The organism is Desulfogranum marinum (genome assembly GCF_016918565.1).
GTDB classification, from domain to species: Bacteria; Desulfobacterota; Desulfobulbia; order Desulfobulbales; family Desulfobulbaceae; genus Desulfogranum; species Desulfogranum marinum.
Genome location: NZ_JAFFQD010000035.1, coordinates 14,788 through 34,845 on the forward strand (window position 1 = coordinate 14,788; position 20,058 = coordinate 34,845).

The window sequence follows — 20,058 nt, forward strand, 5'->3', positions numbered from 1 at the left end:
TTAAAAAGCTCACAAACAACTTTAATTCCACAGATGTAACATACTGTTCTTCTGTTCTACCACTTTACGTTCAAAAAAGGCTTCCACCTTCACTTTTTTCATTTTTTCCAATTGCTGCATTAAGGGAAAAGGTATTTTTTCCAATCCATAAGTCTCATAAATTGTATCACACATGGTGATCCAAAGATGCCCTGTCTTTTCAGCGTCTTCTAACGCACGATGAAAAACGTCGTTATTGGCAAGTCCACAATATTCAATCAGGGTGCGCAGTTTATGGTTTGGTGCATTGGGAAATATCCGTCGACTAATGAGCATAGAACATGCCATGGCATTCTCCGGATACAGGTTCAATTGTTCCAATTCACTGTCTAAAAACTGCCGGTCAAAGGAGGCATTGTGGGCGACAAGGGGCGTGGTTCCTATAAAAGCGGCAAACTGTTCCATTACCTCTTCACAGGGAGGGGCATTAAGGAGCATATCATTGCCTATCCCGGTTATGGATTCAATAAATGAAGTGATCGTAAATCCCGGGTTCATCAAACTTTGAAACGTATCGACGATCATGCGATTTTCAATCCTTACAGCACCAACTTCTATCGGACGGTCACCCATCTTGGGAGACGATCCGGTTGTTTCAAAATCAAAAACTATTACTGCTTCTTCCTGCATACTGATTAATCTTATCCTTTCTTTGTTGCTACTAAGGTCTCAGGCTTATGTGAAATGGTTCATAAGTAACAGTTTCCCTTTTCAGCAACAATAACATCTTTTTTTTTAATGATTTCAACAAAAATCGTTGGGATGTCTTTTACGTTTCGGCATCTTCGCTTGAGCTTCTTAGCCGGGATATGCCTTATGTTTTTGTGTGTACATAGCACTACAACCGGTGACCTGGTGCGGTGTTTCTTAATAGTTTCATGCTTTTTTCCCTAAAATACAGTAGGGTTCCAGATTTTCTATTTATTTTTTTAACATGGAGAAAATATGCGGCCGGAGGAAATGAGAGAAAAGGCAAGTGAGCTTTACAAGCAAAGAATGCATTGAAGTCAGGCAGTTCTGGCCGTGGGTCAGGAAAAACTTGGGATAGCAGATCCTAACGTGATCAAGGCATTCGGTGCATTTGGTGGCGGTGTTGCCGGTTCAGGTAATGTTTGCGGGGCAATGCTTGCTGGGGTGGCGGTTATTTCCAGCTTGTATAGTCGGGGTAGTCTTGAGGAAAAGGAAAATCCCCGCATGTGGAAACTCAGCCATCAGTTTATGGCTAGGTTTACAGAACTAACCCTGGAGTATGGGGGCGTCGAATGTAAGCATATTGCCAGAATCAACTGGAACGATAGAAATCAGGCAAGAGATTTTTACAAAAATCCGGAGAGTCGCAGAAAAGAATGTATTAAGCTGGTCGGAGAAACCGCCTCTCTGCTTGGAGAACTTTTAGAACAGGAAACTGCCCGGAACTGAGCCCAAAAAAGGCTGATTTTTACCTGGCAGAGTGAGCATTTTCTCCTCCTGCGCCCTGAAAATAAGCTCTTTTATTGTTTGTGAACGAGGAACCTAATGGAATTTATTAATTTTTCTGAACAAGAAAGTAAAAACATAGAAAAGGGGCTGGGATTTACCTCTAAAAGCGAAATCAACCCATCGCTGATCCCTTCTGATTTACCGGTGACAAAAACCGACCACTACCTGCAAGACTGTGAGGAGTTTCTTGACCCGGAAAGAACGATTGGTACAGAAAACCCATACGCAACAGTCGTCTTTCCCAACAACAGAACCAGTACCCATAAGCTGTTTGTCAACCAGGACCGTATCAAGGGAATTTCCTATATTCATTGCATCACTAATGAATTGGTCCACCTATCCAACTTCATACAGTTTTTTAAAGATAACGGACATCTCTACACCTTTAACCAGGAAAAGATGCTCGCACGCTATTATCATGAGTTTCTACTCTGGTCTAAATTTCAAGCCAAAAAAATAAGTACCCGTACCTATACTCTCATGATGTGGCATGAGGTAAACGGAGATGATCCACCAACTGATGGCCGCTATCAATTTGAAGGTATTTCTATTGGTGATCATGGAGTACATCGTTGCTTGCAGGAAATTGCAGCCTGTGATGCTGTACCGGCTATACGTGATCTCTATTGGACGCTGGTGGGTGAATTGGCCCTCTATTTTGGTTCACTTGCCTTTTATCAGCAGGAAGCTCATCCTGATCAGGTGGATGAACAGTTTCCAGCGGAACAGCTGGATAAGTGGGTTGGGCTTGAAAATGCACTCAACTTCTATCAACTCCTGCTCAGTACTCCTGACTACCAAACATGGCAGGAACAGAACAAAGCCATACGTAAATGCGTCTTACAGATGGAAAACCACTGTAATAAGACTTTTAAAAATCAATTTGACCCTCACAAATAACAGCATTATTTAAATCCATACAAAAGGGGCGTTCTGATCATACAGAACGCCCCTTTCTATTATGATATATGCTCACGCAGATGAAGAAACTCTATATCCCGTTGTATACCACCTTACTTAAGTTCCACTGCCCAATTCTCCATAGCTGGAACATTGGTTACAGTTCCCTGCTGCTTCAAAAAAGCCGCAAAGCGGTTGTAACGTTTGTGGTCCAATGCTCCGGGACGGAGCGCAAAACGTGGCAGGGTATCTTTCCAGGCCAGCCGGTTTAACTCGTCGTCGAGATTTTTTCTGTCTCCCTTGACAAAAAGCTGCCAACTCTCTTGAGGATGATTAACCAAGTATTGGACCCCTTGTTCCAGGGCATCGACAAACAAGCGTAATTTTTTCCGGCTGATATTTTCTTTATGCGCAACCAAAATCAATTCATCATAGGCGGGGATACCAAACTCTTCTACATAGAAGGCACGACCAGGTCGTTTTTCTATGTCCATCTGGTTGAGCTCAAAATTTCTAAATGCACCGATCACGGCATCAACCTGCCCGGAAAAGAGTGACGGCGACAACGAAAAATTGACATTAACCAGTTTCACGTCATCTAGAGTAAGCCCTTCTTTTTCAAGCATGACCTTGAGCAGCACGGTTTCAAAACCACCTACTGAATAGCCGACGGCTTTTCCTTTTAAATCAGCAACAGACTTGATGGGCCCATCTGCCAAAACAACCAGCGAGTTGAGTGGTGTCGCGACCATTGTAGCAATTCGGACTAAAGGCAGCCCCTGGTCGACCTGCATTTGATGCTGATGCTGATAAGATACGGCTATATCTGCTTTGCCGGCCGCGACAAATTTGGGTGGGTCGTTAGGGTTGGATGGCGCAATGATCTCCACCTCCAGGCCTTTGTCTGCAAAATATCCCTTTTCAAGCGCCACAAAGATGGGAGCATGGTCCGGATTGATAAACCAATCCAGCAACAGGGTAATCTTTTCTTTGGCCATGGCTGAACCAGAGGTACCCAGCACAAGCGCTAACAGCAGCAGAGCAGTGGTAATAGTTTTTTTGTTCATTACATAATCCCTTGTTTTGATTCCCAAAAAATAAGTTTATCCAGTAAGTAATCAATCGAAAAATAAAAAAACAACGCCATTATGGAGAGTACAGTCAGGGCAGCAAACATGACATCGATTTGCATTCTCGCATTGGCATGCAGCATGTAAAATCCCAGCCCCTCGCTAGAACCAACCCATTCCCCTACAACGGCACCAATCGGGGCCACAGCCGTAGCCACCCGGATACCCGAGGCAAATGCAGGTAAGGCGGAAGGAATAACTATATAGCGCATAATTGCCAATGGCCGAGCTTCCATAACCCGTGCCAGTTCAAACAAATCAGGATCTGTCCGCTGCATCCCATAATAAAAAGAAGCCGTTACCGGAAAATAAATAATCAGTACAGCCATGGCTACTTTTGACGCCATGCCATAGCCGAACCAGAGGACAAGAATGGGTGCCAGAGCAAACACTGGAATGGCTTGACTGATAACCAGCAGAGGCAACACCCACCGTTTAAGTAAAGGCGACAAAAACATAGTCAGGGCAGTGCCGGTTCCCAAAAAAACACCCAGCAGGAAGCCGAGCATGATTTCAGCACCGGTTATCTGCAGGTGCTGCAGCAAAACGGGAAAGTGGCTAAGTAGTGCCTGAAATACGCGTACAGGATCCGGCAGAATATAATGAGGAGCACCGGTAAGGGTGACAACAACCTGCCATAAGCAGACAAGACCGACAGCGAGGACAACCAGCCGTACCCCTTTCATTGGGAAGATTCATCCAAGAGTTCATTCAACAAAATACTGAAATGTTTTTGCACTTCCGGATCATTGGCTTCTCGCGGTGGATCATCGGCCAAAGCTACCCTACATTGAACCTGAGCCGGTTTCCCGGAAAGAACCATAATGGTATTGCCCATCCGCAGAGCTTCCATGGGATCATGGGTGACCAGAACAACAGTAGCCCCACGAGTGAGCTCCGCTGAAAGATTTTGCAGTTTCATCCTGGTCAGCGCATCCAAGGCTGAAAAAGGTTCATCCATGAGCAGTATTTGACGTTCTTCCATCAAGGTCCGCAGCAAAGCTCCCCTTTGCCTCATACCGCCGGAAAGTGCTGCAGGCAGGGTCTGCTCATATCCGGAAAGCCCTGCGGCAGCAATCAACGCAGAAGCTCTCGCCATAACAGCAGGGGAAACCTGATGACGCAGCTTTGCTCCCAAAATAATATTATCCTGCAGGGAAAACCAGGGAAGCAGTAAGTCATTCTGGCTCATCCAGGCGGTCTTTTTCTCTGCTTCTCCACCCTCAGAGCAAATATTGATAGTCCCCTCGTAAGCAAAAGACGGAGCACCGGACAGCAGACGAAGTAAGGTCGATTTTCCACATCCGCTCGGCCCCAAGAGACAAGTGCACTTGCCGCCCTCGATGGTCATGGAAAGACGCTCAAATACTTTCTCACCGCCTAGGGAAAGAGAAACATCCTTAAAAATAATAGACGGTGCTTTCCCGTTCTCCAGTGACATTACAGAGTGTTGGTGATGAAGAGCGATTTCAATGGTACTTGTAGAAGTGATCGACCGGTCCGTGTCCTCGTCCAATCACATAATCTGCACCGGCAGCAATAGCGCCGTGGATATATTCTTTTGCTTTTTGTACGGCCTCGGCCACGCCATACCCCCTGGCAATATTTGCGGCAATAGCAGAGGATAAGGTACAACCTGTACCATGCGTATTGTTTGTGACAATTCGTTTGGCAGGTAAAAAAATCATTTCATCTGTCTCACTTAAATAAAGACAGTCGTCACTCTCCTGACCTTCCAGGTGACCACCTTTAATCAAAACATTTTTGCAGCCAAGTTGGCAGAGGTCCCTTGCCGCCTGGTTAAGCATCTCCAAGCTGTTGAGCTCACGGCCCAGCAGCACCGAGGCCTCAGGAAGGTTGGGAGTAATGATATCCGCCTTGGGTATCAACGCTGTTTTCAGGGCTTCAATAGCGTCATCCCGGAGTAATTTATCTCCGCTGGTGGCGACCATGACTGGATCCAGTACGATATTATCAACTTGAAATGTATACAGCACTTCGGCAATCATATGGATTAAATCGGGAGAAAAAAGCATACCGATTTTTACAGCATCTGTACCAATATCCGAGAGAACCGCCTCCAGTTGCTGCTCAACAAAGGCAACTGGAACCGGATGAATGCCGCTTACGCCCACAGTATTTTGTGCGGTAAGCGCAGTAATGACACTCATCCCATAACAGCCGTTAGCGGCAATAGTTTTCAAATCAGCTTGAATTCCCGCTCCGCCGCCACTATCAGAACCTGCGATGGTTAAAACACGATGATATTTTTTTCCGGTCTCTACGTTCATAATAATAAGGAAGAATATATAAAAAAAAGAAGAATGAAAATAAATCGGACTCTGGTTTACCCTCGTTGAATGGTTTTTTTCAGCTCTGCTGTTGCCGACTCCGGGCAATCCGCAGATACAATAGCAGATACAACTGCAATTCCATCGGCTCCGGCCTGAAAAACCAGATGGCCGTTATTGGCATTGATACCACCAATACCTACCAACGGTAGACTAACTGCTTCACGGATCTGACGTACCCCTTCCAATCCCAACGGAGGAGCAATATCGTCCTTGGTCGCAGTGGCAAATACAGGACTGATACCAATGTAATCCGCTCCCTGTTGTTCAGCGACAACAGCATCTTCAACACTTTCTGCTGAGATGCCGACGATCATATCGTCACCAACAATCTTTCGGGCATCCCAAAGAGGCATGTCACTTTGGCCGAGATGCACTCCTTCTGCTCTGACAGCAAGGGCAATATCAATACGGTCATTGATGATCAAAGGGATCTTGTGTGGTTCTAATACTGTTTTCAGAAGATATGCTTCTTTAAGAAAATCGCGGGTTGAACAGGTTTTTTCGCGAAGCTGTACACAGGAGACGCCACCACGAATTGCAGCACGAACAATGGTTTCAGAGCTTCGCCCCTTGGAGAGGCAGCGATCAGTTACAAGGTAAAGAGAATAATCCATACGACGGGTATCATCCTTCAGTAATCCGGGCCCCTGATTCCAATTCTTCGGGAGTGATTGCGTATAACTCGTCAAGCAGCAGTGTCATAAACGATCCCGGTCCAGCAGCCGTTTTTCCAGCGTTTTCGCCTGCTAAGCCGAAAAAAGCCAAAGCCGTTGCTGCGGCGGTAACCGGATCTGGATCTACCGCTGCAAAAGCACCAACCAGTGCCGTGGCTGAGCACCCTGTACCAGTAACAAACGGCATGAGCGAATGCCCGTTGGATATATGGAGAACACGATCTCCATCGGTAACCAAATCAACAGGGCCGGTAACGGCCAGTGTTGTCTTCAACTCCTCCGCTAATAAGGCGGCGGTGGCGGCAACTTCTTCCACGGAATGTAGACTGTCCACCCCTTTGGTAACAACCGACTGGGTATTTCGTAAGGCAAGAATTTCAGAGGCATTTCCCCGTACCACATGAACCGCGGTTTCCTGGAGTATTTCTTTGGCAGTAGCTGTCCTAAAAGGAGTGGCTCCTGCTCCAACAGGGTCTAATACGATGGGGGTCTTTAATTCTGTGGCTTTTTTCCCTGCCCTGATCATGGATGCCACCCATTTATCCGTGAGTGTGCCGATATTGAGCACCAGAGAGCCGGCAAAAGCGACCATATCCTCGACTTCATGCTCGGCATGGGCCATCACCGGAGACGCACCTGCGGCAAGCAGCACATTTGCGGTATAGTTCATGACCACAAAATTGGTAATGTTATGAATAAGAGGCTTGCGTTCACGTACTTTGGATAAATTCTCAGCTGCCTGTCTGGAAAATTTGCTCATGAGTACCTCTGTTGGATTGTTGGCCGACACGCCCGTATTTTAGAATACTTAGGGGTTGCAGTAACATCATCTACAGCTCTGCAGTCTATATGAAAATTCAATTATGAAGTCAAGCATTTATGGATTTGAGCGTATTACATCAATTACCTGGTGGAATCCATCGCCAATGCCAGGCCTCCCATGCCGATCCCGGCTCACCATGTTCCGGGTAGCTTTCAAAAAAATGGTACCGCTCCGCATTTTTTTTCAGCCACGCATAGGCCGGCGTACCTGCAAACCGCCAATCGCTGGGATAGAAATCAACAACTGTTCCGAGCGCGTGTTCTGAATATCCGGGAGGCGCAACAAAGCGAACAACCTCTTCGAAACTTTTTCCTTTCTCAAACCGTCGCATGAAAATTTTCCGTTGATACCAAAGTGACCGATACGCAGAATGAACAAGCAGTTGCACCTGATCCTCATCCGCTCCTTCAGCCATCTCCTGCAATGCCTGATTGGCAGCATCCAGCATAAACAGTTTACTTTGTTTGTAGGATAGGCTTTCAGGTATCCTGGTTAACGCGGGAAAGGACAAAGAGGGGGCTATAATTTTGCGTCCCTGCCACTGATCGGGAACCTTATACACTTTACCGCCTATAACGACGGTTTCATATATATTCTCACTTTTCTGTTCTACTTTTTTCGTATCTTGGAGTATCTCTATCTCCGGCTCCTCAGACCGTGTAAAATTCGAAGAGACCGGCGTGCAGGCAAAAGAAAGGGTTACGAATAAACAGATAATACATGTTATGTGCAGTCGCATTTCTTGCCGTTTCCTGATTTTTTTATCGAGCCTGTCGGCTGAGTTATGAACTGTTATTTTCTTGGATACGATTTTTTTTATCGTCCAACTTACCTTTCTTTCCGGCTGTATACCTTATAGCTTTTGTTCCTGCAATCTCCTTTGGTAACGTGCGGTAAAAAGCTCTGAAGTATTGACTATCGTGGCCTCAGGAGACATATTGATTTTTTTAGTACAGACAAGGCATAGACCGCCAACACTCTCCCGGGGTAAGGAAGAAAGACAAGCAGTTCTCTGTCTGCTTAGGTAAAAAAATGATTAGGGTTAAGAACAAGAGGGGAAGCGATGATTACGCGGGGGGACTCACAACCTGAGACAAAAAAAAAGAAGCAAGACCTTAGGGCTAATCAGCCTACTCTTCTACTCTATGACGATCATTATACGTATAAATCCAGTAAGCCAGTATATTATTAACCTCTTCATAACTCAAAAGCGGAAACCTGTGCATAAGGATCTGACTGACCTTAAAAGAAGTCATCTGGCCGGATGCCATTAACTCGTCAAGGAAAATAACGTAATCGTCTTTGAGGTACTCGGGTCTTTTCATAAAAAAGTATAAACCGTCGAGCAAAGAAAACGGCAACCAGTAGCCATGCCTTTTTCGCTTTACATTTAAGTGGGTTAGAAATAAATCAAGGTCTTGCTGAATTGTATAATGTTCAATTGCAATTGTCAAAAAATCTATGCAAGAGAAGTCATTGAAAGACTTTATTATCGATTGACAGTTTTAAAAACACTGAGTAGGTTCGCTTTCCATCTCCAGGCACGGCATTTGCGGAAGCAAAAAGTCGATTTTATTAATCAGCCCACCCACTTGTCATGATAGGGATTTACGCCGGAAGTTATGACCCGCCGACCAACGGACATCTGTGGATGTTTAAACAAGGCATCAGACTTTTTGATACCTTTTTTATCGCTGTAGGTGAAAATGCTCACAAAAAATATTCATTCACCCTTGAGGAAAGGGTTGAGATGATAGAAGAACTCTGTATAGACCAGGAAAACGTCAAAGTGGTGACAATCGAAAATAAGTTTCTGGTCAAATATGCGGAATCTGTCAATGCAGATTATATTTTCAGAGGGATTCGTAACGAAGGTGACTACACCTACGAACGTGGCATGCGCTATGTCAATAGTAACATGAACGCAACTATACAGACCTTATTCATGATGTCTCCCAGAAATCTTGTTGAAGTGAGTTCAAGTCTCGTTAAAGGGTTGGTTGGTGCCGATGGTTGGGAAGATATCATTCAAGAATATGTTCCGCCAACTGTTTGCCAACGGATGCTGAAGAAATTCGGGGAATAGAATAACAGCCGTACTTGTCCCGCACCAAGCAGAATATAGAGAGGAATCCAACCTGTAACCCTACTGTTACTTTTCTCTCGCCCCCTCTTGACTACTCTTATCGCAGTAGCTCTCCCCTTCTTTAAAAAGGTGTCCATGCATACTGTTAGGCCCTACTACGCAGCTCTGCTCGTTGTTTTTATCTGGTCGGGCTGGATAACCATTTCACGCCATGGAGTGCATACTTCCCTGCAACCAGCAGACATCACTCTCTTACGTTATTGCACTGCATTTATTACCATTATCCCTCTTATAGTAAAGCATCAATGGCGCAAATTTCCTCTTTACCAATACCTCATAGTTGGCCTAGGGGTTGGCTTTCCCTATACTCTTTTTTCTTTTTATGGATTGCGACAGATAAAGGCTGCTCAAGCAGGAGTGCTGGTAAATGGCATGCTTCCGGTATTGGGAGCCGTGGTCGCCTATTTTGTTTTTACCCAGAAAATATCTTTTAGGCGATGGGTAGCTGTCATACTCATTTTTCTGGCCAACATTACCATGGCAGGTTCACACCTGCTTGCTCGTGACCATCTTCTTGGAATTTCGCTTTTACTAGGGGCTGCAACTGTTTACACAATGCATATGACAGGTGTTAAAAAATGGGGATTCACCTGGCAAGATACCATTGTCACTGTTGCGGTATCCAATGTTCTTTTGTTTGTACCACTATGGTTTTTACTCCCCTCTAACCTCTTGCAAAGCGCAAGTTCAGATATCATCACCCAAGCTGTGTATCAAGGGATAATCGTTAATGTGATTGCTCTCATGTGTGTGGCATATGCGCTTCGCTACCTTGGCACCATAACAGTGTCTTTATACATGTCTTTTGTTCCTGTTATAACTGCTCTTTTCGCATGGTTATTTTTGGGAGAAGCACTTGTTGCGCGAGAAATCCTAGGAATAGCCGGCTGCTCTACAGGTTTATTAGTTTATGCCCGCAACCCCTGATCAGCCCGGATTTAATATCAGTTCAAGCTATGTCAGGAACAAGGTATTGATCGTTCATCATGTATATCACAACGACCTTCAATTTGACAAAACCGCATCAGCTCGATATGTAAAAGGTCGCGACACCATGGCAACAGCTCGTTTTTTGGCTAACAATGTTCTTATAACTTACGGACTCGAGCTTGTTTGACCCGCTCATAAACAACTTTGCCTTGAAATTCACTCATAACTGTTGGAGAAAAATACCATGTCTCAAGTACCAACAAGAGAAGAAGCCTTTGCTTTGCTGAAACAATACAATCAATCTGAGAGCTTGATTAAACATGCTTTGGCGGTTGAAGGCGTCATGCGATATTTTGCCAGAAAAAGAGGAGCTGACGAGGAACAATGGGGTATCATCGGCTTGATCCATGACCTTGATTATGAACAATTCCCAGAGCAACACTGCACTCAAACAGAAATTATTTTAAAGGAAAATGACTGGCCCGAAGAGTATATACGTGCAGTCGTCAGTCATGGTTATGGAATATGCAGCGATGTGGAACCAAAGAGTGAGATGGAGAAAGTCCTTTATACCATCGACGAATTGACCGGTTTGGTTGCAACCAGTGCTCTTGTCCGCCCATCAAAAAGTGTATTGGACATGAAAGCCAAATCGGTAAAGAAAAAATGGAAGGACAAGCGCTTTGCTGCAGGAGTGGATCGTTCGATTATTGAACGGGGTGCAGACATGCTTGGTGTAGAGCTTGGCGATCTAATAAACGACACTATCATGGGAATGCGGGAAGTTGCAGAATCCATAGGACTAAAAGGAAATATTGACGAGTAAAGGGTAACGCCTCCTTTGACAATATCCCGGAGTGAGTATATTTTTCATAAGTAGCCCACTCAACAGACCTTTTATTGACTCTCTACACAAGGCCCTAAAAGTCTTTTTTGAAAAAAAAAAAGCCCCGCATCTTTTGATGCGGGGCTTTTTGGTAAATATATACTACTGGGTCAGTGGAAATCTTGCTTAAGCGAAGCTTACCAGCGCTCAGTGCCGACTATCTGACTGACGTCCATACATTTGGCCTTTTCTTCTTCGCTAAGGTCTTCTTTGGCCTTGATGCCTTTAACATCTTTTAGGTAACAGGCGTATTCTTTTCCATCCTTATCTCTGATCCAAACCATTGATTCATACCCACCCCATTCGCTTTTCATATCTTGATAATCTTTTTCTACGTCGGCCATGGTATTCACTCCTTGGTTAAGTTAGAAATGATACATCCTATGCAATAACAATATAAAATTATTGCGATTAAAGTCAACCGTTAAGGCATTTTTTATGCATTATTATTTAAAAACAGCTTGAAGCTCTGCAATGGCCAGCTCTTTTGCCTTGGCTTCTATATCCACCGTGATTGTCTTGCCGAACCAGCATTGTGGAAAATCATCTGGATCAATCATGTTACTGTGCGGGCGAGGATTGTCCGATTGCCAACCCTGCTTAGGGCTGGACAGGTGAAAAAGCGGCTCTCTGTTCCAAGTTTGCAGTGACATTTCAGTCGCCCTTTCCTCGGACAACCCGTCAGAGTAACAGCGGTGATGATGAACATCATACACAAGAGGTATCCCGAGAGCCCTGCATACAGGCAAAAGATCCTTCGGGGAATACGTTCGATCATCATTTTCCAATGTTAAACGTGAACGCAACGATTCCGGCAGACTTTGTATATTCGCCTGTAGCCTGGCAAGGGCGGCAGGCTTATCACCATAACCGCCACCACCGTGTATGTTGATTACATCAGCACCTATCAACTCTGCCATTTCGTCGTGGTAGAGTAACTCTTCGATAGAGCGCTGGAGGACATCACTTTTTGGGGTAGAAAGCAGGGTAAACTGGTCAGGGTGAAACGTAAGCCGAATATCGTGCTGCTCTGCATACATCTGCACCCTGCCGAGATTTGCCAAAATATCTTCATGGTCAGGAAGTTCTTCGAGTCCATACCCCACCTCGGGATGCGTTTTTAACGGAAAAAACCTGCTGTTTACCCGAAAACTGCCGATATTATGCTGTCGGCAATAGGTAACTGATGCAAACAATGACCGACTGTTTTCAAGTATGGTTGCAGAAATTTTTTCCAGCTGCTCTTCTCTGTCGAACTTCATGATATATGCAGCCTGTTTAATCCGAAAACGTATGGGTTGTTTTCTAAACATGCAACAGAGACCAAGTCGAATATTTTTCATTGCTGTGGCTCTACTCTATGCTGATTTCTTTACCACCTACAAGCTGCAGAGCCTTTGTTATCTTGAAAGTCACCAGATATCTTGGGCCGAGCGCTTCGTTTTGTTCCGCACTGATATTTCTGCGGGATAGTGACTCTATCGCCTCTTTGTCCGTTGATTCCTCAATCATTTGCAGAAATAATCGCATGCCTTTGAATCCATGGCTGTGCTCGATGTACATATAGTTTGCCCGTGGATTAGTCTGCAGGTTAGCCCTGGTGAGTCTATCTCTCATGATAAAGGCGATGGTATCATCGCTGATAAAATGAGGTGAGGCATACAGGGCAGTGTCTACTTCCCCCGATGCATTGGCGGTTGCCATTACTCCAGTGCCTATTGTTGTTGTAAAATAATCTCTCAATTGCATACAAAATCTCCTTAAATGATATCTATCCTAACAGACAATACGATGGGAGTTGAGCCTGATACACAAGTCCTTAACTCATCCATGCCTAGCATTTTAACCATTAGACAAAAACATGCAATAAGGGTTCATCAACTGCTAAACAATAACAAAGACTACTATTTATTTGAGTTGTGACAACTATTAAAGAAGATTAATTGTAAAACATTACAGCTTATTTTCATCACTAAAACAGGAGGTAATAGGTGAGCAAGTACAGCAGAAATACCTTCACTGTATTGAGCACACCAGTTAATATCGAATATTTTTAAAGGGGACTTTTTTTCCTGAGAATGCCCCCTGTTATTCCTTACTCATCTACACTCAATGGGGCGATTATGACAACTTTGGACACTGAAGTTATTATTGTTGGCGGTGGACTGGCAGGGCTTGCATGCGCCAAAAATTTACATGCTCAAGGCATCAAGTTCCTTCTGCTCGAAGCTGAAAACCGTTTTGGCGGACGAATCAAGACAGACAAACAAAATGGCTATCTTCTGGACAGGGGATTTCAGGTGCTACAGACAGCCTACCCTGAAGCGAGCCGTGCATTTGATTACTCCGGGCTTGATCTGCAACCATTTGCGCCTGGCGTAAAGATTAGGATAGGAAGACAATTTCATACTGTTGCAGATCCATTGCGAAAGCCGCAAAAAATGCTGCAAACCTTACGAGCTCCAATCGGCACACTGGGCGATCGATTGCGACTTGTTCGGTTAGCCGGTCAAGTTCGCAGTGTTCCGCTGGAAGCACTTTTTCAGGAAAAAGAGACTACCACCATTGATTTTTTGCGGGAGCAGGGCTTTTCAGAAACCATGATCAACCGATTCTTTGTACCATTTTTTGGCGGTGCTTGTCTTGACCGGCAAATTCGAGCCTCCAGTCGTGTCTTCAAATATATATTGCGCATGTTTGCTGCCGGGGATGCGGCCCTACCCAAAAAAGGCATGGAACAGTTGCCCAGTCAACTTGCTCAGGGACTGCCTGCAGAGACTATCCAGGCCTCCACCCGTGTCAGTAGAATCGACAAGGGACTGGTAACCCTTGAAAATAACACCAGTCTCTCTGCACGTGCTGTCGTCGTCGCCACCGAGGGACCGGAAACGCAGCGTTTACTTGGTCTTTCTCCACAAGGCGGTTCTGTTGGCGAGACGTGCTTCTATTTTTCCAGTGACAAGGAAGCTTGGCATACGCCGTTTTTGATGCTCAACGGTACAGGAAAAGGACCAATCAACAACATCGCCATTCCCAGTATGGTTTCGTCGGAATATGCACCACCTGGAAAATCGCTGATCAGTGTTGTTGCCCTTGATAACCTAGGCAACGAACCGGAACACTTGCTCTCTGCAGTCAATACACAGCTGGTTGAGTGGTATGGTGATACGGCTAAGCAGTGGGAGCACCTTGCAACCTACACCATCAACTATGCCTTACCCGAACAACTGCCGCCAACCGTAGACCCCACCCGAACCGACCCCAGGCATACAGACGGAATCTTTGTTTGTGGTGAACACAGCAGCCTACCGGCAATTCAGTGGGCCTTGTATTCAGGTCGGCAGGCAGCAGAATCGATTGGCCATTATCTGCAAGAAGAGAGAAAAAGCACGGATTGATCTGGGGCTATGCCCAGGTGTTCTTCTCTTTTGCTCAACACGAGAGGTGATAAAACATGAAGAAAAAATCCTATGTCGTTGTCGGTGGCAGTTCAGGGATCGGATGGTCCCTACTCCAACAGCTTAGTGCTGCCGGAGCCCAGGTGTATCATTACTCGCGTTCTGCATCACTGCCCGCACATATTGCCGGGGTAAAACATCACCCCTACGATGTCTGTAGTGACCTTTTCCCTACAGAGACCCTTCCCGAGCAAATAGACGGTCTTGTCTACTGTCCGGGAACCATCAAGTTGGTCCCTTTTTCTCGATTGACAGCCAACGATTTTAACAAAGATTATACATTAAATCTGCTAGGTGCAGTCGCGGCTATTCAAGCGTGCCTCAAACCGATGCGCAAAACGAAAACCGGGGTTTCCATCGTTTTGTTCAGCTCTGTCGCAGCTCAAACCGGAATGCCGTTTCATGCCTTAACAGCTAGCTCAAAAGCAGCGGTAGAAGGCTTAACACGCTCTCTAGCGGCTGAGCTTGCCCCCGGAATCAGAGTCAATGCGGTGGCCCCTTCTCTGACTGATACCCCCTTGGCTGCCGGACTGCTCGCCGATGAGCAAAAGCGTAAGGCGGCGGCTGATCGTCATCCGCTTAAACGTATAGGAACCCCGACGACATTTCTGCGACGGTGATGTTCTTGCTAAGCGATACTTCTGCCTGGATGACCGGTCAGATCCTTCATCCTGACGGCGGCATGGGCGATCTCAGGCTTTTCCGCTAGCCCGCCTTTCTCATGAACATTGTGATCATTTTTTATAGTTTTAAGATTTTAAGCAGTTGCAATGTCGATTGGATTTATTCAAATTCACATAATGTCCACCAGAGGTCAGCCCAAGTGTCGCCATCTTCTGCAGTGTTTTGACAGTAAAAGGTAAGCGCAGACTCCGATAGCCTACTATAGTTCACTACCAAAAACTTTGAACCTGGCGCCACCTGAACTGATGAGAAATGCGGGCTGGCCCTGCCCTTTTGGCCTGGCTAGCATACTCGGACGCAGGCGCTGATATATTTCTCAACTAGAAGCGTTTACAGTATAATTATAACAGATTAGGGTAAATCAAGAACGGGGAAAGGTGCCTGTTCCAGCATCGTTTCCCTTAACTGCATCACGAAAACTTCTCTTTAACCCTGCCTCTGCGCTGACTGCCACGCCATACCCAGCAAGAGGCAACTCGCCGCAAAGGAGGTGCTGTTATGGACGTTGTTTTGCTGTCCCGTTTGCAGTTTGCTTTCACCATCATGTTCCACTACATTTTTCCACCACTGACCATCGGGCTTGGACTTATTCTTGCCTACCTCGAAACCAGATTTTTTTTCACCAAAAAGCCCATTTTTTCGATTGCTTCCCAATTTTGGACCAGGATTTTTGTTCTTAATTTTGCCATTGGTGTTGCCAGCGGCATTGTTATGGAATTTCAGTTTGGTACAAACTGGGCGACCTACTCACGATTTGTAGGTGATGTTTTTGGCAGTGCCCTTGCTGCTGAAGGTATTTTTGCTTTTTTTCTAGAATCCGGCTTCCTCGCTGTTGTTGCTTTTGGCCGGCACAGAGTCCGTGCAGGGTTGTACTTGTTCAGCGTGTACATGGTTGCGCTCGGATCGGTGTTTTCATCAATATGGATTGTAGTCGCCAACAGTTGGCAACAGACGCCTGCCGGGCACCACATTGTTGATGTGCTGCGTCCAACAACCATGGCCGATGGAAGCAGTGGGGTTCTTCCCTGGGTCGTTGACGGTGTTGTGCAGCGTCGTGCAGAAATTGTTGATTTTATGGGCATGGTCTTCAACCCATCTACCGTGTACCGACTAACCCATGTTCTATTGGGGTGTGCAGCTGTGGGTGCCTTTTTTGTATTAAGCATTTCTGCCTACTACATCCTTACCAACAAACACCGGGAATTTGCCAAACATTCATTCAATGGTGCGGTCATCTTTGGTCTTGTTGCCGCCCTTGGACTTGCTGCCAATGGTCATTCCCAAGCCCAGAATGTCTATGCATATCAACCGGCAAAACTGGCAGCATTTGAAGGTCATTTTGAAACCGGCCGAGGTGACCTCAATCTCATAGGCTGGCCAAATGCAGAACAGGAACGTATCGATTTTGCGATCAATATTCCAGGTGGTCTCAGTTTTATGGTTTTTGATGATTTAAGCTTCAGCAAAACCGTTGTCGGACTGGATCGCTTTCACGTCGAGGACAGACCTCCACTGGTGATCCCCTTTTTCTCGTGGCGCATCATGGTTGGTTTAGGCGGTTTAATGATTGTTGTCTGTAGCCTGGGACTCTGGTTCAGTATCAAAAAAACACTTGCTGAAAAAAAATGGCTTCTCTGGACCTTTGTTTTTGGGATAGGGTTTGTAATACTTGCCAATCAATCGGGTTGGATTGCAGCAGAGGTAGGCAGGCAACCTTGGACAGTCCATCCGCCGGTTGAATGGAATGCAGAAGGGACAGATCTTATCACGGCAGCAGACGGACGTTATCAATACGACGAGTCACTTGGGCTGCGGACCAAAGATTCAGTGAGCGCCGCTGTTTCCACAACCGAAGCCAAGAGTTCTCTCGTGCTTTTTTCGATTCTTTACCTGGCATTGCTTGCCGTCTGGATCATGGTTCTTGATCGAAAAATACGCACAGGACCCAAGCTTGAAGATGGTACGGATGCACATGGACCAGGCGGTATACAACAGGCAACGAGTGATCGCCAGCATGCGCGGCTTAACGATGACAGCATCGTAAAAGGAGGTGCCTAATGAACCCCGAACTCTTGTCCATTACTTGGTTTATCCTCCTCAATGTTTTGCTCATAGGGTATGCGATTCTCGACGGGTTTGACCTGGGGGTTGGTATTCTTCATCCGTTTGTGGCCAGGTCGGATAATGAAAGACGTTTAGTCATGAACAGTATCGGCCCATTATGGGACGGCAATGAAGTGTGGCTGGTTACCTTTGGCGGCGCGCTTTTTGCCATGTTTCCCGATGCCTATGCCTCGATCTTCAGTGCCTTTTACCTTCCCTTTGTCTTGCTTTTGTTTGCGCTCATTTTTCGCGCGGTTTCGCTCGAATTTCGATCAAAAAAGGTGAGCGCAGTTTGGCGGACTTTTTGGGATATCCTGTTTTTTATTGGATCTACCCTGGCTGCACTCCTTTTTGGCGTAGCCATAGGCGCACTCATGCAGGGACTCGAGCTTTCAGAACGGGGCGATTATCTTGGTACCTTTTGGGACATGATCTCCGGCTTCAGTCTTGCTGTCGGTTTTTTTACGGTATCCCTTTTAGCCATGCATGGTGCTATCTATCTCTACTTGAAAACAGAAGGCCCCCTTCAGCAACGGCTTTTGGGGTGGATGAAGGGGACATTTTATGTGTACGTGAGCTTATTCATTCTGGTAACCGCCTGGTCAACTTTTTTTATACCGGCATCGCTCCAGCATTTTAGCAGCTATCCTGTTTTATGGGTTGTGCCGCTACTCAATGTCCTTGCTATCGCAAATATCCCCAGAGCAATACAGCAGGAACGCCCTTTTTATGCGTTTATCAGCAGTTGCTGTACAATAGCAGCCCTTGTGTTTCTTTTTAGCGCAGCTATTTTTCCGGATTTGGTTCCGGCTGTAAACAATGCCGCACACAGTATCACCATTTTCAATGGTGCTTCCAGCCCTCTTACCCTGAAAATAGGATTAGTGATCGTTGCCATTGGTATGCCGCTGGTGCTTTCATACACGGTTTTGATCTACTGGACCTTTAGGGGGAAGGTGCAGCTGGATGAGCATAGCTATTAATGATGGCGTCGTAAAAAGTCCGATCTACGGTGTTGCAGGTTTTGCTCGAGGCTTTGACATACCATATGTATAGTCAAAACCTCGGGTAAAACACTGCGCCTTGTATATCGAACTTTTGTACTTAGCCATTTTTAGTGTGTGATGGACTTTTTACGAGCCCATCATTAATGAGCAACTTAAAAGAAAGATCGGCATGTTGACTGGCACCACTGGATAATCTCGTCCATTTTTTTCAAAAGTCCTTACTGTTTAACTGGAGTAAGGAATACAAATAAAGATGGAGATAAAAAGTGATGAAAAGCGCACATGATTTTGATATTGGTAGTTTTGGCACCCTACCCGTTCTTGATGCTCAGGGAAAAAGCCATAAACTTCTGTCCTTTTGGGCAGAACAACGGGCTGCAATGGTTTTTGTCCGTCATTTTGGCTGAATATTTTGCCGTCAGCAGGTAGCTGACTTGGCAAAGTATCAGCAACAATTTACAGCAGCCAACGCGGCACTGATCGTTATCGGCAATGGGCAACCCACTGATTTACCAGGATTTTCAGAGTTGACGGGGTATAGCGGCAAGCTCTTCACCGATCCAACGCTCAAGAGTTTCAAGGCTCTTGGATTTACCCGTAAAGTTTCCGGTATTTTTGCAACCAGTGCTCTTGTCGGTGGATTAAAAGCGTTAAAGGATGGCTATCGGCCGGGAACAATGCAAGGGGATGCTTTGCAATTAGGAGGCGCAGTGGTTGTTGGCCCAGGTGCGCTACTCTATTATTACTTTCGTGGTCAACAGGCTGCTGATCATCCCCCAGTCGAAGAAATTCTCCATAGCTGCAGGGACGACCATCCTCCACTGCACAATTAGCTATAGTTAGCTAGAGTAGCCAGACCAGGCACATACGGATTCGGATTCGGATTATAGCGGTCAGGTAGGAAATTATTGGTCTGACGACTGGCTGCGTTGGCCGGCAATACGCTCTATTCGTCGAAGCGCGAGTGCGCAGACTACCAAGTACGGACTTGCCCACCAGGGCATTGTAAAAGTGAGTTCACAGCACCCGTCCCCTTGTGCTGTAATACGATGCCCTGTGGCCGTAATCCTGCCAATACGCCAACTCCAGAAACTAAGGTTTTCAAATTCTGTTATGGTAAAAGGCAGCCACAGGCCAAAAATCGTCTTGACCCTACCGTAACTGTTCCTGTGGATAAACCTATCACTACATTGCACTGCAGTCAGGGAAGGTCCCCATCGTGGCCATAAATGGGTGTCGGTTACTATTTCCCAGGCTTTTTCTCGGCTGACGCCGAGATGCACGCTTACCATGGCTTGACCATTTGCAAAGCTGATCATTGTTTTCCTCAGGGCTTGACTGCTCGGTTGGCCCGAATTTCTCATGAACTTTTTGATTTCAAACTCAATCAATTGATATTATTGTTAAAAAAATAACTGCACAATTAACAATCTGTTTTTCGTTTT

The 20,058-nt window shown here is 45.8% G+C and carries 22 protein-coding genes and 1 pseudogene; 10 read left to right on the forward strand and 13 right to left on the reverse strand.

From position 1 onward, the window contains the following. Positions 1 to 21 precede the first annotated feature (21 nt). Positions 22 to 669, reverse strand: a complete 648-nt coding sequence (locus JWH17_RS17230) for a 3'-5' exonuclease (RefSeq protein WP_205223901.1) — start codon at positions 667 to 669, stop codon at positions 22 to 24. A gap of 387 nt (positions 670 to 1,056) precedes the next feature. Between JWH17_RS17230 and JWH17_RS17235 the strand changes: the two genes are divergently transcribed. Continuing rightward, a complete protein-coding gene (locus JWH17_RS17235; protein ID WP_232371160.1) occupies positions 1,057 to 1,458 on the forward strand; it encodes a C-GCAxxG-C-C family protein in 402 nt (133 codons plus the stop codon). 96 nt (positions 1,459 to 1,554) lie between these two features. Beyond that, the gene (locus JWH17_RS17240; protein WP_205223903.1) at positions 1,555 to 2,418 is read left to right on the forward strand and encodes a hypothetical protein; all 864 of its coding nucleotides are present in this window, start codon (positions 1,555 to 1,557) and stop codon (positions 2,416 to 2,418) included. 113 nt (positions 2,419 to 2,531) lie between these two features. Here JWH17_RS17240 and JWH17_RS17245 read toward each other — a convergent pair whose 3' ends face one another. From JWH17_RS17245 to JWH17_RS17280, 8 genes are all read right to left on the reverse strand, one after another. Continuing rightward, a complete protein-coding gene (locus JWH17_RS17245; protein WP_205223904.1) occupies positions 2,532 to 3,485 on the reverse strand; it encodes an ABC transporter substrate-binding protein in 954 nt (317 codons plus the stop codon). Further along, entirely contained in the window at positions 3,485 to 4,234 is a 750-nt protein-coding gene (locus JWH17_RS17250; RefSeq protein WP_205223905.1) for an ABC transporter permease, read from the reverse strand. Before JWH17_RS17250 ends, JWH17_RS17245 begins: the two co-directional genes overlap by 1 nt. Then, positions 4,231 to 5,064 carry an ABC transporter ATP-binding protein gene (locus JWH17_RS17255; protein ID WP_232371159.1) on the reverse strand — a complete coding sequence of 278 codons (834 nt, stop codon included), beginning with the start codon at positions 5,062 to 5,064 and terminating at the stop codon, positions 4,231 to 4,233. Before JWH17_RS17255 ends, JWH17_RS17250 begins: the two co-directional genes overlap by 4 nt. After that, a complete protein-coding gene (gene thiD, locus JWH17_RS17260; RefSeq protein ID WP_205223906.1) occupies positions 5,018 to 5,839 on the reverse strand; it encodes a bifunctional hydroxymethylpyrimidine kinase/phosphomethylpyrimidine kinase in 822 nt (273 codons plus the stop codon). Before thiD ends, JWH17_RS17255 begins: the two co-directional genes overlap by 47 nt. 56 nt (positions 5,840 to 5,895) lie before the next feature. Next, positions 5,896 to 6,516: a thiamine phosphate synthase gene (gene thiE / locus JWH17_RS17265; protein WP_205223907.1), complete on the reverse strand. Its 621-nt coding sequence runs from the start codon at positions 6,514 to 6,516 to the stop codon at positions 5,896 to 5,898. A gap of 10 nt (positions 6,517 to 6,526) precedes the next feature. After that, positions 6,527 to 7,336, reverse strand: a complete 810-nt coding sequence (gene thiM / locus JWH17_RS17270) for a hydroxyethylthiazole kinase (RefSeq protein WP_205223908.1) — start codon at positions 7,334 to 7,336, stop codon at positions 6,527 to 6,529. A gap of 139 nt (positions 7,337 to 7,475) precedes the next feature. Then, positions 7,476 to 8,138, reverse strand: coding sequence for a M15 family metallopeptidase (locus tag JWH17_RS17275; protein WP_205223909.1), 663 nt, complete (start codon positions 8,136 to 8,138; stop codon positions 7,476 to 7,478). A 391-nt stretch (positions 8,139 to 8,529) separates the two neighbouring features. Continuing rightward, positions 8,530 to 8,724 carry a hypothetical protein gene (locus tag JWH17_RS17280; RefSeq protein ID WP_205223910.1) on the reverse strand — a complete coding sequence of 65 codons (195 nt, stop codon included), beginning with the start codon at positions 8,722 to 8,724 and terminating at the stop codon, positions 8,530 to 8,532. A 272-nt stretch (positions 8,725 to 8,996) separates the two neighbouring features. Between JWH17_RS17280 and coaD the strand changes: the two genes are divergently transcribed. From coaD to JWH17_RS17295, 3 genes are all read left to right on the forward strand, one after another. Next, complete coding sequence (gene coaD / locus JWH17_RS17285) at positions 8,997 to 9,485, forward strand: pantetheine-phosphate adenylyltransferase (RefSeq protein WP_205223911.1); 489 nt, start codon at positions 8,997 to 8,999, stop codon at positions 9,483 to 9,485. 135 nt (positions 9,486 to 9,620) lie between these two features. Continuing rightward, the gene (locus tag JWH17_RS17290; RefSeq protein ID WP_205223912.1) at positions 9,621 to 10,472 is read left to right on the forward strand and encodes a DMT family transporter; all 852 of its coding nucleotides are present in this window, start codon (positions 9,621 to 9,623) and stop codon (positions 10,470 to 10,472) included. Positions 10,473 to 10,719: 247 nt separating this feature from the next. Continuing rightward, positions 10,720 to 11,301, forward strand: coding sequence for an HD domain-containing protein (locus JWH17_RS17295; RefSeq protein ID WP_205223913.1), 582 nt, complete (start codon positions 10,720 to 10,722; stop codon positions 11,299 to 11,301). A gap of 197 nt (positions 11,302 to 11,498) precedes the next feature. On the opposite strand, the gene JWH17_RS17300 is transcribed toward JWH17_RS17295, so the two are convergent. From JWH17_RS17300 to JWH17_RS17310, 3 genes are all read right to left on the reverse strand, one after another. Then, positions 11,499 to 11,705, reverse strand: a complete 207-nt coding sequence (locus JWH17_RS17300) for a hypothetical protein (protein WP_205223914.1) — start codon at positions 11,703 to 11,705, stop codon at positions 11,499 to 11,501. A 102-nt stretch (positions 11,706 to 11,807) separates the two neighbouring features. After that, positions 11,808 to 12,704, reverse strand: coding sequence for a UV DNA damage repair endonuclease UvsE (uvsE, locus tag JWH17_RS17305; RefSeq protein WP_205223915.1), 897 nt, complete (start codon positions 12,702 to 12,704; stop codon positions 11,808 to 11,810). 10 nt (positions 12,705 to 12,714) lie between these two features. After that, entirely contained in the window at positions 12,715 to 13,110 is a 396-nt protein-coding gene (locus JWH17_RS17310; protein WP_205223916.1) for a pyridoxamine 5'-phosphate oxidase family protein, read from the reverse strand. Between the two features lie 374 nt (positions 13,111 to 13,484). Here JWH17_RS17310 and JWH17_RS17315 point away from each other — a divergent pair, with 374 nt between their 5' ends. From JWH17_RS17315 to JWH17_RS17345, 5 genes and pseudogenes are all read left to right on the forward strand, one after another. After that, complete coding sequence (locus JWH17_RS17315) at positions 13,485 to 14,759, forward strand: NAD(P)/FAD-dependent oxidoreductase (protein ID WP_205223917.1); 1,275 nt, start codon at positions 13,485 to 13,487, stop codon at positions 14,757 to 14,759. A 56-nt stretch (positions 14,760 to 14,815) separates the two neighbouring features. Next, positions 14,816 to 15,528, forward strand: a pseudogene (locus JWH17_RS17320) (SDR family NAD(P)-dependent oxidoreductase). A gap of 473 nt (positions 15,529 to 16,001) precedes the next feature. Then, on the forward strand, positions 16,002 to 17,561 hold the full coding sequence (locus JWH17_RS17330; protein WP_205223920.1) for a cytochrome ubiquinol oxidase subunit I: 1,560 nt from the start codon (positions 16,002 to 16,004) through the stop codon (positions 17,559 to 17,561). Beyond that, on the forward strand, positions 17,561 to 18,589 hold the full coding sequence (cydB, locus tag JWH17_RS17335) for a cytochrome d ubiquinol oxidase subunit II (RefSeq protein ID WP_205223921.1): 1,029 nt from the start codon (positions 17,561 to 17,563) through the stop codon (positions 18,587 to 18,589). Before JWH17_RS17330 ends, cydB begins: the two co-directional genes overlap by 1 nt. Positions 18,590 to 18,882: 293 nt before the next feature. Further along, positions 18,883 to 19,446 carry a peroxiredoxin-like family protein gene (locus JWH17_RS17345; protein WP_263657638.1) on the forward strand — a complete coding sequence of 188 codons (564 nt, stop codon included), beginning with the start codon at positions 18,883 to 18,885 and terminating at the stop codon, positions 19,444 to 19,446. 72 nt (positions 19,447 to 19,518) lie between these two features. Here the strand turns inward: JWH17_RS17345 and JWH17_RS17350 are convergent, their stop codons facing one another. Further along, positions 19,519 to 19,932, reverse strand: a complete 414-nt coding sequence (locus tag JWH17_RS17350) for an SRPBCC family protein (RefSeq protein WP_205223924.1) — start codon at positions 19,930 to 19,932, stop codon at positions 19,519 to 19,521. Between the last annotated feature and the right edge of the window lie 126 nt (positions 19,933 to 20,058).

Excerpts from the sequence above, each read along its gene's own strand:
- JWH17_RS17315 (WP_205223917.1), top strand. The coding sequence starts at position 13,485 with ATGACAACTTTGGACACTGAAGTTATTATTGTTGGCGGTGGACTGGCA.
- JWH17_RS17350 (WP_205223924.1), bottom strand. The coding sequence starts at position 19,932 with ATGATCAGCTTTGCAAATGGTCAAGCCATGGTAAGCGTGCATCTCGGC.
- thiD (WP_205223906.1), bottom strand. The coding sequence starts at position 5,839 with ATGAACGTAGAGACCGGAAAAAAATATCATCGTGTTTTAACCATCGCA.
- JWH17_RS17250 (WP_205223905.1), bottom strand. The coding sequence starts at position 4,234 with ATGAAAGGGGTACGGCTGGTTGTCCTCGCTGTCGGTCTTGTCTGCTTA.
- JWH17_RS17240 (WP_205223903.1), top strand. The coding sequence starts at position 1,555 with ATGGAATTTATTAATTTTTCTGAACAAGAAAGTAAAAACATAGAAAAG.
- JWH17_RS17300 (WP_205223914.1), bottom strand. The coding sequence starts at position 11,705 with ATGGCCGACGTAGAAAAAGATTATCAAGATATGAAAAGCGAATGGGGT.
- JWH17_RS17290 (WP_205223912.1), top strand. The coding sequence starts at position 9,621 with ATGCATACTGTTAGGCCCTACTACGCAGCTCTGCTCGTTGTTTTTATC.
- uvsE (WP_205223915.1), bottom strand. The coding sequence starts at position 12,704 with ATGAAAAATATTCGACTTGGTCTCTGTTGCATGTTTAGAAAACAACCC.
- JWH17_RS17280 (WP_205223910.1), bottom strand. The coding sequence starts at position 8,724 with ATGAAAAGACCCGAGTACCTCAAAGACGATTACGTTATTTTCCTTGAC.
- cydB (WP_205223921.1), top strand. The coding sequence starts at position 17,561 with ATGAACCCCGAACTCTTGTCCATTACTTGGTTTATCCTCCTCAATGTT.
- JWH17_RS17295 (WP_205223913.1), top strand. The coding sequence starts at position 10,720 with ATGTCTCAAGTACCAACAAGAGAAGAAGCCTTTGCTTTGCTGAAACAA.
- JWH17_RS17245 (WP_205223904.1), bottom strand. The coding sequence starts at position 3,485 with ATGAACAAAAAAACTATTACCACTGCTCTGCTGCTGTTAGCGCTTGTG.
- thiM (WP_205223908.1), bottom strand. The coding sequence starts at position 7,336 with ATGAGCAAATTTTCCAGACAGGCAGCTGAGAATTTATCCAAAGTACGT.
- JWH17_RS17310 (WP_205223916.1), bottom strand. The coding sequence starts at position 13,110 with ATGCAATTGAGAGATTATTTTACAACAACAATAGGCACTGGAGTAATG.
- JWH17_RS17330 (WP_205223920.1), top strand. The coding sequence starts at position 16,002 with ATGGACGTTGTTTTGCTGTCCCGTTTGCAGTTTGCTTTCACCATCATG.
- coaD (WP_205223911.1), top strand. The coding sequence starts at position 8,997 with ATGATAGGGATTTACGCCGGAAGTTATGACCCGCCGACCAACGGACAT.
- JWH17_RS17230 (WP_205223901.1), bottom strand. The coding sequence starts at position 669 with ATGCAGGAAGAAGCAGTAATAGTTTTTGATTTTGAAACAACCGGATCG.
- JWH17_RS17275 (WP_205223909.1), bottom strand. The coding sequence starts at position 8,138 with ATGCGACTGCACATAACATGTATTATCTGTTTATTCGTAACCCTTTCT.
- thiE (WP_205223907.1), bottom strand. The coding sequence starts at position 6,516 with ATGGATTATTCTCTTTACCTTGTAACTGATCGCTGCCTCTCCAAGGGG.